The sequence below is a fragment of the Pseudoalteromonas amylolytica genome (genome assembly GCF_001854605.1).
In the GTDB taxonomy this organism is placed as follows: domain Bacteria; phylum Pseudomonadota; class Gammaproteobacteria; order Enterobacterales; family Alteromonadaceae; genus Pseudoalteromonas; species Pseudoalteromonas amylolytica.
The window spans coordinates 68,819-80,337 of sequence record NZ_MKJU01000029.1; the positions used below are offsets into that span (position 1 = coordinate 68,819).

Genomic DNA, 11,519 nt, shown 5'->3' on the forward strand with positions numbered 1-11,519 from the left:
GCCACCGGTCGGTGGCTTTTTTGTTTTCGCTTCTAACTAGTTTTTATGAATAAAAAGGCGGCCTACTCCTTCAGGCCGCTAACCGACTCAACGGGAAATCACCTAGGGTTGATGGTTAAGGGAGATAAACTGATTTTGGCATTACCACTGGCTCCCATGTAACCAGTGTATTGCTGACCTTCAAATAAGGTATAAAAAACATCCACATAGTCATCATCATTGGTAAACCACGAATCTGGCATGGCTTTGATAAGCTGATTGGTCAGCTGTGGAATAATCGCGTAACCTTGTACATTGGGGTCAGGAATGGTGCGCATAACCTGAGTGACAATGTCTAAGAAAGTCGTCGCGAGAGTTTTGTAATTAGTGTTGTCATCTTGCTCCATTAGTAGCAAGTCCGCTGCTTGCCAGCGATAGCGTTCCCAATGAATGATGATTTGATTAGGCGTGTAATCACGACCATCATGATCTAGGTACGGCATATCAACGATATCAAGCACCGGTTCATCACGACTTGGGCTCACACCCGTTACAACTCCGTACACTTCTGCTGCCCCTGAAATCCAAGGCTCTTCATCATCATTTAAACGAATACGATTCAGCACACTGGTAGAAATAGGCTCTGCGTCACTTTGTGTATCAAAGAACGGTTTGTGCTTAGATAGTGATACAGGTCGGTGCTTATTAAACTCTCGTTGCATGACAGCCAAACCTTCTTTGAGGCTCTTTTGGCTGTCAATTTCAACGATTAATACGGGTTGCTGCGGCATTTTTTTAGCATCAAGTAAATGCACATTACCGTGTTGATCATATGCTTCCACATGCACCCAATTCTTATCATCTCCCTTCGGAGCAAATGCAACTAAAACTGGCTCCCCTTGCTGCCAAGTACTCAGCATTGCACTGTCGGCAAGACGTAACTGATAAATAGATTCGTCAGACTCAGATAGTCCCTTGAGAGATCGAGTATAGCTGTTAGCTGTGCGAATCTTAGGTGCTAAAGAAGCTGGTACTAATTCTGAAGAAAGGGGGATTTGTAAACGATACTGACTCATTTGCGCTTTGACAGGAGTCGCTATGCTTGGCAATTGATGTGCAACTTGTTTCGCAAGCTGCTTTTTAATATCAACAACTTGATAACCAGCTGGGTTATACACATCCAACGCAGGAAATGCCTGCTTAACCTGTGCGTCTGAATCTGCTGCATAACTATTTAGACTCATTGCTGCTAAGGCAGTCAATGTAAATTTTGTTAATTTTTTCATATTCTACTCCTGACAATAATCCGCGTGTTTGAGTAGAAGAAGATAAAACTTATTGAAAAAATTATCAACCTGTTAATTTAAAATTAACAAGTTTAAATTTTTCGGTTCGATACATAGCCACTTTGCGTGCCTATCAAATGTTAAACAAGGAGGGGCGCAACAGTAATAGCCTTGTCTAGAAAGGAGAGGCTTTCAACACGAGTGTAACTGGAAATTCAACCCCGCAAAATTAGAGTAGCTACTCAACAGGATATAAAGTGATTTCTATTCCTGCACCAATGGCTGAGATCCGCAGTAAAGTGTCTGCATGTAGCGCTTGTGAATAGCATTTTGGCGTGTTGCCAGAGTTAAAACCAATATCAAATGTTCGTTTCGTACATGACAACCACTGCTTTAACGCAGGTTTAGAGCAGGATTCAATTAATTCACACAGGTGGTTAATCGCCTTATCTGGACTGATAACTTCAGCGTCAGCCTCAATGCGCGCCAATTGGCGATATTCATCCTGATCATAATGCAATACGATGGCATTACGCTTTAAATCATTGACTAAGGCACTAATGTCATGCTTTGACTCTAGCTCAAGATCGACGTTTAAAAACTGAATTTCTGGCATATTGACTGTTTTACCTTAACTGGTTAGATCGATGGATAGCTGCTTTAAATGCAAGTGTAACCAAGTAAATACGGACTGGCTAGCGTTAACACCGATTCGTGCTTATTACGATTAAATTCCTCTAATTATAAACTCTCCATTGCGACATAGAAATTCGCTCACAAGAAGCCTGACATACACATTATAGGTACTTATTCTGTCCACCTTATTGCCTTTAATACATAGCTTTGCTAATTTTTAGCCAATGAACTTAAAAAGCAACCAGCATGAGCAATTTACATTTAGCAGCACTTTTACTTAGTATTTTGTTGGCCGGGTGTGGCGGAGGCGGTGGAGGTAACGACAATTCACCCTCCCTAGACCCACAGCCCACTACGCCTTCGGAAATATGGAGCGCTGGGGTATTCCCAGCCTCAAGTCAGTACAAAGACTATTGCGCTAACCCTAGGCAGGGCCTTGACCCACAAGACAATGAACCATACTCGGATAAAGTCGGCAGCGCCATGCTAGAAAAGTTATGGCTACGCTCTTTTAGCCATGAAACTTACTTGTGGTATGACGAATTACCGGATCCAAATCCAAGTACCTTTGACTCGATAGCCGCATACTTCAATGCGCTTAAAACTTCAGCAACCACGCCATCAGGTAAAGCGAAGGATGACTTTCATTTCTCTGAAAGCTATGAAGACTACATCAAAGAAGCTCAGTCTGGTGTGGTAGCAGGCTATGGAGTTCGCTGGGCTATCATTAATCGAACCCCGCCTAGACTAATACGTGTCGCCTATACTCAGGACAATTCACCGGCTGAACTTGCAGGCCTTCAACGTGGGGATGAACTTGTGGAAGTCGATGGTGTTGATATCGATGCTACAGACTCGGCCTCTGTTGCTACGATCAATGCAGCGCTGCAGCCTGAACTTGGAACAACCCATACGTTTACGTTTGTTCGCACCAATTCACAGACAAGTACCGTAGAACAGTATGACGTATCTCTTACAGCGCAAGATATAGAAACCACTCCTGTACAAAATGTACATGTACAAACCATCAATGGCCGTAAGGTAGGCTATGTGCAATTCAATCAGTTTATCTCTGCGGGCCAACGCCCTTTAATAAACGCCTTCCAAATGTTCGAAAATAGTGACATAGATGAGCTAGTATTAGACCTTCGCTATAACGGTGGCGGGTTAGTTAGTATGGCCGCGCAATTGGGTTATATGATAGCTGGCAGCGCAAATACACTCGCTACGACGCCTGATACGGGTCGAGTGTTTAGTCAGACGATATACAATGACAAGCGTAGTGCAGAAAACTATGATGTTAAATTCTCCGCTCGTGCCATCGACTGGAGTGAAAGAGTATATACAGACGAGGTGTTACCGAGTCCTGAGCTTAGCAGAGTGTACATACTGACAACGGCAGGTACCTGCTCGGCAAGTGAATTAATTATTAATGGGTTGCAAGGTATTGATGTTGAAGTGGTCCTTATTGGTGACCAAACATGTGGTAAACCGTTTGGATTTGCTCCCGCTCCTAATTGTGGCGAGGTGTACTATACCATTCAGTTTAAAAACGAAAATGCCAAGGGATTTGGTAGCTATGCCGATGGCTTCACACCCGTTTCTGCTGCGCAAAATAACGGTGAACTCGGGCTAACGAGCCAGGTTTCGGGATGTTTGGTCGCAGATGACTTTGAGCACTCGCTCGGCGCGGCTAACGAGGCGTTATTTTCAGCAGCACTGAATTATATGGACACGGGTGAGTGTCCGCCTGTGAGCCAACCACGCCCAACCCAAGCATCTGAGTACATCTTACAAGGCCCCGCCATTAGCGTTCCATCACACCCACTGCGCGGTGGTATGCACATAATTCCCTTAAAGGGCATGAAAAATGAGCAATAAACTCATTAGCACCATCTTAATATGTCTTGCATTGATTGGCTGTAAACACAACCAATCAATGCAACCGTTGGCAGCAACAATCAAGAACACCACACCAGCGATAAAAGCTGACATACAAAAAGCCATTGTCAGCTTAAAAGGTGGCGTAGAGCCAAAACTCGCCGATAACGTATTGATGAATAGCAGTACATTATTATTAGAGTCCCGTGTAGCCAAGCAACCACTAGACCCGGTTTTAGGCACTCACAACATCGCTGTTGAACGCTTTGAATTGCAGCTACGTAATGGTCTGTGTGTTCTCTACTATCCTAGTAAAGATAATTATGTCATATTACCCAAAGTACCCTGTGTCGCAGTCACTCAAAGTACTCATTAACTCATAGCCAAAATTAGTTTTCTCTGCTTGCTGTGGTACAGTAGAACGAGATCGCGTGAACAACTAGATTTTATATGCAATATCAAACAGCTAATCCTTTCAAACCGCAGTTAAATTATCCATACCACTGCTGCACATTCAGCACTGAATCTTTTCAACAGAGTGATTTTCTGACTCACAACATTCCCATGCCTCAAAAGTTGCAAAATGCGGTCCCCAAACGCCGAGTTGAGTATCTGGCTGGGCGAATATGTGCAACACAAGCGTTGGCGCAATTATCCATCACCAGGGTCGAGATAAACAGCACAGAAGATAGAGCGCCAGTATGGCCAGAAGGCACTTTGGGTAGCATTAGCCATACGCAAGGCATTGCTATGGCAATGGTCACAAATTCGTCTGACCTAAGCGGCTTGGGAATAGACATTGAGACCGTTATGCCTAGTGAGCAAGAACAGAGATTGAAGGAACAAATTCTAAACCCTTTGGAAAATGAAGCCTTCACCGCGCTCAGCCAACATCTCTCATGTCCATTAACTGTGGTGTTTTCTGCCAAAGAGAGTATTTTTAAGGCGCTTTACCCAAGTGTAAAAAGGTTTTTTGGCTTTGAAGCAGCCAAACTACTGAGCTTTGATGAACATCAGTTGTGCTTTGAGATAACAGAGCAACTGTCTGACAAAGTTCCGCTAGGTACACAGGTGAATGTGCTTTATCAAACTAATGATCTTTTCGCATTTACAGAGTGTGCTTTTGCGTAAGTTCATATCACATCAGAAAAACAAAAGGCCCGCATACCGCGGGCCTTTTGCACTTTCAAATAACGATTACTGACGCTGTACTTTTACACGTTCAGTCGATGTGATAGTCGCCTCTACTCTGCGGTTTTGCGCATGAGCTTCCAACGTATTCGCGGTATTTTTCAAGCGTTCCTCACCATAGCCAATCGTAGAAATACGATCTGCTGTAATACCGTCGTCCATTAGCTGCTTCGCTACAGCCTTTGCACGCTTCTCAGATAACATTTGGTTATACTGTGCGTCACCAATTGCAGACGCGTGACCTTCCAGTACCACTGTCGCAGACTCATGCTCTTTTAAGAAAGCTGCAACTTCTGCAATGTCATCAAAATATTGCTGTTTTACTTTCGCAGTATCGTGTGGGAAGCGCACTAAGAGGTTTACTGAAACCTGACGTTCCTCAAACTTTGTACAACCCTTGCTGTCAACTGCATCTGACGTTGGCGTGTTAGCACAACTGTCATCAGCATCCATAACGCCATCTTTATCGCTATCGGCAGCAACTGGCTGAGGTGCAACAGGGGCTGGTGCAGGCTCTACCTTCTTAACAGGCTCGCTTGAACCAAAGAAGTAGTTAATACCTAATTTAGCACCAATGTCGGTATAGCCACGGTCCAAACCTTGGTAAACAGCAGCTTCCGCATTTACAAAGAAGTTATTGTTGAAGTAATGGCGATAACCAGCACCCACGTTTGCAAACGTCAGGCTTTTATAAGCATCAATTGATTTTAAACCAACTAAGCCATAAAAAGGGCTGTCATCAAAGTGATAAAGCGCATCAATACCGAAACGCTCACCATCTAGTGAGCCAGTGCTTGCACCAGACAAGTCAAAATCCATGTCAGCATATTCTACGCGGCCGCTCCAGTTGTTGTTGAATCGGTAACCAATTTCCGCGCCCCAACCAGTGGAGTCATCAACATCAACACCTGCAGCATCACGAATATTATTCCATTCAGAATTATAGTAATCGCCAAATACGCCGAGGTAGACCCCCTCTTTTTGCTCATTTGCATTTACTGCCGACGCTGCAAGAAGAGCCGCAACTGCTAAGCTAATAGATTTAAATTTCATTATTTCGTCCCGTCCTTAAATACCAAGTGAGCACAGATAGCTCATGAATTTAGCCCTATAATATTAGGCTATATATTAATTTTTACTTAACAACATCTTATTTAACTGACACCAACTAATGCTGATGCCCGAATAGTGTTTGATACAGTCCTGCTTGTCCAAGCAAGCTATTATGATCTCCGACTTGAGAAACGTGACCATCATCAAGTACATATATCAAATCAGCCTGCCGTATCGCGCTGAGCCTATGGGCGATGATCAGCGTTGTTCTGTTTTGCAAAAAAGTTTTTAAGTTTCTATGTATTTTCGCTTCTGTTTCAATATCTAATGCTGATGTTGCTTCATCAAGAATAACCACTTTGGGATCAGCCAATACCATTCTGGCGATGGCTAACCGCTGCTTTTGTCCACCAGAAAGGCGAATCCCATTGCGGCCAACAAGTGCATCAAGCTGCTCATCAATGTGTCGAACCGTTTCATGTAGTTCAGCGACTTTGAGTGCCTGCCAAAGTTGATCATCACTATGAACTTTACCTAGTGATAAATTATCGCGAATACTACTATTTAATAGAATAGGTTGCTGCAAAACTGTGGCAATATTTTCTCTAATTGCTTGATATCCGACCTCTTCAACTGGAATACCCGCAATTTCAATTCTACCCGACTGTTTTTCATAAAGCCCTAACAGCAATTGTACCAGTGTGGACTTTCCCCCTCCTGATACGGCCACAACTGCGACTTTTTTACCCGCAGGGATCTGTAGCGAAACATTCCGAAGCACTGGTAGCTCGGGCTGATACGCAAAGCTAACATCTTCAAACACAATACCAATGTTCTGCCTTTCAAATGCATTACTTGCTTTAGTTGGCGCAGGTGCTTCCGTTTGAAAAGCAAACACCTGATTTAACCTCTGTATTGCAGCCGAAGCTCCATAGTAGGCATACTGTATTCCAAGTAGTTCCTGTACTGGCCCCATCATAAACCACAAATAGCCGAACACCGCAAAGATCTGCCCAACAGTAAGATCTGCAAACACAACCATTAGCATTGCAACAGCACGGAAAACTTCAAAGCCCAGTAAAAAAACAGTGAAACTTAAACGATTTACCGCGTCAGTTTTCCACTGTGACTGCACAGCATAGTGCTTTAAATCAACCGCTGTTTTGCGAACATAATCAAAGTAAGCACTTTCTCTTCGCATGGCTTTTAACTGTGATATTGCATCCAACGTTTCAACTAAAGCAGCTTGAAATGCCTCAAAAGCCGCGTTTTCATCTTTTTTAAGGTCTTTCACTCGTTTGCCAAACTGGCGAGAAAAGTAAATCACAGCAGGATTTAAGAGCAAAATGACCAAGCCCAAAGTCAGGTCTATCCAAAGTAAAACGACAGCGGTACCAATGATGGTTAACAAGCCAATGAGAAACCGAGACAGAGTTTGGCTGATAAAAGTGTCGAGTGTTTCGACATCGGTAATGCAACGTGAGCTAATGGCAGCAGCACCTTGCGTTTCATATTCTTTAAGCTGCACGCGTGGTAGGTGACGCAATAACCTTTCGCGAATATTTAAACTGATATCCTTGCCAATAAAAGTAAATTGTCTTGATTGGATCACCCCCAACACAAGTGCACCCAAGCGCATCAATACAACACTGAACAAAATCACTATGATATACACGGCACTAGTGTGCCACGCTACGGGCAGTATGTTATTCAGAAAATTAATTGCTGGGCCTGGCTTTTCTAACAATACTTCGTCAACAAGTAATGGCATCATTAAGGGAATAGGAACACTTACTAAAGCCGCTAAGAATGCAATTATATGTGCAATAATAAGTGGCCTTTTATGTGTGAGTACTTGCTGCTTAATTCCTTGCCATGTCAATATTTCGGTCATTTTCAATCCAGTTAAATTACGTGCCACAAAAAGTTTTATAATGTGCGTCCGTTGTCGCAGCCAAATAGCGGCGTTCGTATTCCTGATATCGATAAGGATGTTGTAGTAGTGGTAACCAATCCTTTAACAAACGACTCTCTTTTTGCTGATAATAATCACCAATTACCTGTTCTACCAATGTGTTACGAGGAATGATTGCGGGGTTTACTGAACACATCAACTCTGCAACTTGAGTACGCTCATATTCAGTTATACGCGTTTCCCACTTTTCGCGCCAAGATAGCAAAGCATCTGGTATCACAAAGCAACTATAGGGAGATTTCAGCAATGAGTTACTCAGCGCCGCAAACGTATTGGTATAATCTAGCTGTTCACTATTTAGTATCGAGAGCAATTCCGACAACAACTCAGCATCGGCATCTTGCCAAGTAAGTAAACCAAGCTTTTGTGCCCACATACTCTGATATGCAAGATTAAAGTCTGTCGAAAACCCCGCTATGACATCACTAAGCATCGTAATCGCTTTTGACTGTTCAATATTAAATAAAGCGAGTAATGATTCCGCCAGACGTGCACAGTTCCAACTGGCTATGTTAGGTTGCTGCCCAAAAGCATAGCGCCCATGTTTATCTATAGAGCTGTAAACTTGTCCAAAATCGAATGCCTCCAGCATGGCACATGGCCCATAATCTATCGTCTCTCCTCCAACAAGAGTGTTGTCTGTATTCATCACACCGTGAATAAAGCCGACCCTCAGCCAATCTACAATCAAGGCTACCTGCTTTTTACAGACAGCTTTTAAGAAAGCAATGATACGCTCATCACCTTGCTCTGTAATATCAACAAAGTAGCGCTTAATCGCCAACTCCATAAGCGATCTGAGGCCCACTAAATCCTCGTGTAACGCCAAATACTGAAATGAGCCGACACGGATATGGCTACTCGCTACTCGACATACAACAGCGCCAGGTAATGAACCATCTCTATATACTTGTTGGCCTGTGGATACCACTGACAAACACTCAGTTGTTGGCACCCTCAACGCTTTCAGCGCCTGACTCATCACAAACTCTCTCACCGCAGGCCCTAAAGCACATAAGCCATCACCCCCTCTAGAGAACGGCGTTGCACCAGAGCCTTTAATTTGTAGATCGTATGCGCACCCTTGAGCATCATCAAAGCTACCTATCAAGTGAGCTCGGCCATCCCCTAAAGTAGGATTGAAATGACCGAACTGATGTCCAGAATACGCCAATGCTACAGGCTCTACATCATGGAGCGGGAGTTGACCACTTAAATAACTATGTGCCGATGAGCGCTTTAAAGGAATACCTAGCTCGGTCGCCAACGCCTCATTCCATAGTAGCAGTTGTGGCTCACATGGCTGACTCTCACGTGCCATCATGGGCGTATCTAGAACACAAAACTGATTCCCTAAGACGCTATACCTTGGATAAAAACTCATTCTTTTTGACCTGCTGATATGTAATTATCTCCTACACTAAGTGCGATTAGCTGGCTTAATGACTGTAGCGTCCAGCCACTTTGCGCAACGAGTGTATTAAAAAATGCTTGTGCGGCTAGCAGTGATTTTTTGCTATGCAAGCCACCTTCTATAATTTCATGACACCTTAGGTACGCTTCAACATCTCGTGACAGAATAAAGGTATCTTTTCCCATTGCTCTTAAAGCGAATGGGCCTGTGTTCCCCCCTAACCTAGCACCATGTTGCTTTAAATACAGCCAAAGACCAACAATATCATCGCAAGGCCATTGAGCTATAAACTGTGCAAAAGAGCCGTGAGTTTGCGCTACTTCATGGATCATTAAACAGTTGACGGGGATGGTCATTACCTTTTTGTAGTTGCGCACGATACGCTCGTCATTGGCTCTTTGCTCCAGCATATCGGGAGACATCATTAGCAACTTATTTGCATCAAAATCCCAAAAAACCTCTCTAAAGCCACTCCACTTAGCATCAATTACGCTCCAATAAAAGCCACTTTGAAATACTTTTCGCGTGAACTCTTCTAACCATTCAGAGTCACTGAGCATCGTTAGTTGAGTTGATGTTTTGGGCTCGCTCAGTAGTGACAACACTTTGTTTTCTCCACCCTTCCTTTCACTTGCCCGTGCCAATATATTATTAAATTTCTCCATAGGAAATGACCGCCTTATTTCCTTAAAATCAGAAAGTGACTATTATTTAGTTAATCAAATCAACCTTCGAGAACGATAGTGTTTCGTTTAATAGCGTGTTTATGTATTACACTGAGCGCATCAATCAGCTCAGCACAAAGTTTATCAAAGACGCTTCATATTAGCACAGGTCAATGGCCGCCTTATATGGATCAATCACGTAGAGACCAAGGCTGCGTTGCAAAATTAATTCGTGATGCTTTTGCTCTATCAGGCTACAAAGTTCGATTTGTTTTTATGCCTTGGGAGAGAGCGTACCAAGAAGGAATGAAACAAGAGTTTTCAGGCAGCGCATACTGGTATTTTAGCGAAAAAAGAGCGCAAGACTATATCTACACAAGGCACCCCATTACACAAGAAGTAAGCCGTTTCTATCATTTAAAAAATCTAGACTTTACTTATCAAAGCTATAAAGACTTATCTCCCCATAGGCTGATATTAAATCAGGGCCTTACATACCCTGATGAACTGCTTCAAGCCATAAAAAATTATGATATCAGTACTGTTAACGCCACCTATACCAGCAAAAATCTAGCATATTTATTACGGGGTAGAGCAGACATTGCAATCCTTACAGAGCAAACTAAAGCTGCCTACGCACAATCCCTCACTGAGGCGCAGCAACAACAGATCACCTTCCAAGAAAAACCTGCATTTATTAAGCAAGGCTACTTGTTGATCAATAAACACAACTCCTTTTTGGTATCCGTATTTGATGATGGCATCAATCAGCTTTGGCAAGAGCAAAATTATTACAATGAATACGTGACCAATTGTGTAAAGACTGACTTATCAATGGGTATTGAATTCAGTGCAAAAGGCTAACGACAGCGAACGTAGTGAGTTACAGTGCAAATATTTAACTTACATTCCTTTTACGCAAGTAGGGTGCAAAGGGTTAACGATAACGAACGCAGTGAGGACGTTTCCTTTGCGCAAGCTGGGATGCAAAATTACGGACGAAGTCCGTAGCTTTTGCGCAAGGTGAAGTGAGCGGTTTTATGGAACGCTGAGGGTTATAGAATGCCGAGGGACTCTCTTAAACGTCGGATGGCGCTACGCTTATCACGACCTACAGACCCAAAAACGCAAAAAGCCCATCACAATGGATGGGCTTTTTACTTAATTAGGACCTGGCGATGTTCTACTTTCACATGGCAGCTGCCACACTATCATCGACGCTGTTTCGTTTCACTTCTGAGTTCGGCATGGGGTCAGGTGGTTCCAAAACGCTATAGTCACCAGGAAAACTGGAGCGTAAATCGGTTGTTCTAACCAATTTACTAAATCTGGAAAAATTCTGATAATTCGTAAAACGCTACTTTAGTAACACTAACTTCTAGCTCGTAAAACCACTTTGGCGTTGTATGGTTAAGCCTCACGGGTAATTAGTACTGGTT

At 43.2% G+C, this 11,519-nt stretch carries 10 protein-coding genes and 1 rRNA gene; 4 read left to right on the plus strand and 7 right to left on the minus strand.

All coding sequences use genetic code 11. The annotated features are described in order from the left end of the window. Positions 1-98: 98 nt before the first annotated feature. Together BET10_RS15820 and BET10_RS15825 are read right to left on the minus strand one after the other, a co-directional pair. Complete coding sequence (locus tag BET10_RS15820; protein WP_070986564.1) at positions 99-1,265, minus strand: DUF3103 family protein; 1,167 nt, start codon at positions 1,263-1,265, stop codon at positions 99-101. 238 nt (positions 1,266-1,503) lie between these two features. Next, entirely contained in the window at positions 1,504-1,881 is a 378-nt protein-coding gene (locus BET10_RS15825) for a hypothetical protein (protein ID WP_070986565.1), read from the minus strand. 266 nt (positions 1,882-2,147) lie between these two features. Between BET10_RS15825 and BET10_RS15830 the strand changes: the two genes are divergently transcribed. From BET10_RS15830 to BET10_RS15840, 3 genes are all read left to right on the plus strand, one after another. Next, a complete protein-coding gene (locus BET10_RS15830) occupies positions 2,148-3,782 on the plus strand; it encodes a S41 family peptidase (RefSeq protein WP_070986566.1) in 1,635 nt (544 codons plus the stop codon). Next, positions 3,772-4,158 (plus strand): hypothetical protein, encoded by a 387-nt coding sequence (locus BET10_RS15835; protein WP_070986567.1) that lies wholly within the window; start codon positions 3,772-3,774, stop codon positions 4,156-4,158. Before BET10_RS15830 ends, BET10_RS15835 begins: the two co-directional genes overlap by 11 nt. A gap of 74 nt (positions 4,159-4,232) precedes the next feature. Continuing rightward, positions 4,233-4,913 (plus strand): 4'-phosphopantetheinyl transferase family protein, encoded by a 681-nt coding sequence (locus BET10_RS15840; RefSeq protein ID WP_070986568.1) that lies wholly within the window; start codon positions 4,233-4,235, stop codon positions 4,911-4,913. A gap of 66 nt (positions 4,914-4,979) precedes the next feature. Here BET10_RS15840 and BET10_RS15845 read toward each other — a convergent pair whose 3' ends face one another. The 4 genes from BET10_RS15845 to BET10_RS15860 all read right to left on the minus strand — a co-directional run bounded on the left by BET10_RS15845 (position 4,980) and on the right by BET10_RS15860 (position 10,080). Continuing rightward, on the minus strand, positions 4,980-6,026 hold the full coding sequence (locus BET10_RS15845; protein ID WP_070986569.1) for an OmpA family protein: 1,047 nt from the start codon (positions 6,024-6,026) through the stop codon (positions 4,980-4,982). Between the two features lie 115 nt (positions 6,027-6,141). Further along, on the minus strand, positions 6,142-7,920 hold the full coding sequence (locus tag BET10_RS15850; RefSeq protein WP_070986570.1) for an ABC transporter ATP-binding protein: 1,779 nt from the start codon (positions 7,918-7,920) through the stop codon (positions 6,142-6,144). A gap of 16 nt (positions 7,921-7,936) precedes the next feature. After that, positions 7,937-9,385 (minus strand): protein adenylyltransferase SelO, encoded by a 1,449-nt coding sequence (locus BET10_RS15855; protein ID WP_070986571.1) that lies wholly within the window; start codon positions 9,383-9,385, stop codon positions 7,937-7,939. Further along, positions 9,382-10,080: a DNA-3-methyladenine glycosylase I gene (locus tag BET10_RS15860; protein WP_070986572.1), complete on the minus strand. Its 699-nt coding sequence runs from the start codon at positions 10,078-10,080 to the stop codon at positions 9,382-9,384. Before BET10_RS15860 ends, BET10_RS15855 begins: the two co-directional genes overlap by 4 nt. 186 nt (positions 10,081-10,266) lie before the next feature. Here BET10_RS15860 and BET10_RS15865 point away from each other — a divergent pair, with 186 nt between their 5' ends. Further along, entirely contained in the window at positions 10,267-10,944 is a 678-nt protein-coding gene (locus BET10_RS15865; RefSeq protein ID WP_096348960.1) for a substrate-binding periplasmic protein, read from the plus strand. Positions 10,945-11,250: 306 nt separating this feature from the next. Here the strand turns inward: BET10_RS15865 and rrf are convergent. Beyond that, positions 11,251-11,365: ribosomal RNA gene (gene rrf, locus BET10_RS15870) — 5S ribosomal RNA — on the minus strand. Positions 11,366-11,519: the final 154 nt, after the last annotated feature.

Bases quoted from the DNA above. Each gene is read 5' to 3' on its own strand.
- BET10_RS15820 (WP_070986564.1), bottom strand. From the start codon at position 1,265: ATGAAAAAATTAACAAAATTTACATTGACTGCCTTAGCAGCAATGAGT.
- BET10_RS15825 (WP_070986565.1), bottom strand. From the start codon at position 1,881: ATGCCAGAAATTCAGTTTTTAAACGTCGATCTTGAGCTAGAGTCAAAG.
- BET10_RS15830 (WP_070986566.1), top strand. From the start codon at position 2,148: ATGAGCAATTTACATTTAGCAGCACTTTTACTTAGTATTTTGTTGGCC.
- BET10_RS15835 (WP_070986567.1), top strand. From the start codon at position 3,772: ATGAGCAATAAACTCATTAGCACCATCTTAATATGTCTTGCATTGATT.
- BET10_RS15840 (WP_070986568.1), top strand. From the start codon at position 4,233: ATGCAATATCAAACAGCTAATCCTTTCAAACCGCAGTTAAATTATCCA.
- BET10_RS15845 (WP_070986569.1), bottom strand. From the start codon at position 6,026: ATGAAATTTAAATCTATTAGCTTAGCAGTTGCGGCTCTTCTTGCAGCG.
- BET10_RS15850 (WP_070986570.1), bottom strand. From the start codon at position 7,920: ATGACCGAAATATTGACATGGCAAGGAATTAAGCAGCAAGTACTCACA.
- BET10_RS15855 (WP_070986571.1), bottom strand. From the start codon at position 9,385: ATGAGTTTTTATCCAAGGTATAGCGTCTTAGGGAATCAGTTTTGTGTT.
- BET10_RS15860 (WP_070986572.1), bottom strand. From the start codon at position 10,080: ATGGAGAAATTTAATAATATATTGGCACGGGCAAGTGAAAGGAAGGGT.
- BET10_RS15865 (WP_096348960.1), top strand. From the start codon at position 10,267: ATGGATCAATCACGTAGAGACCAAGGCTGCGTTGCAAAATTAATTCGT.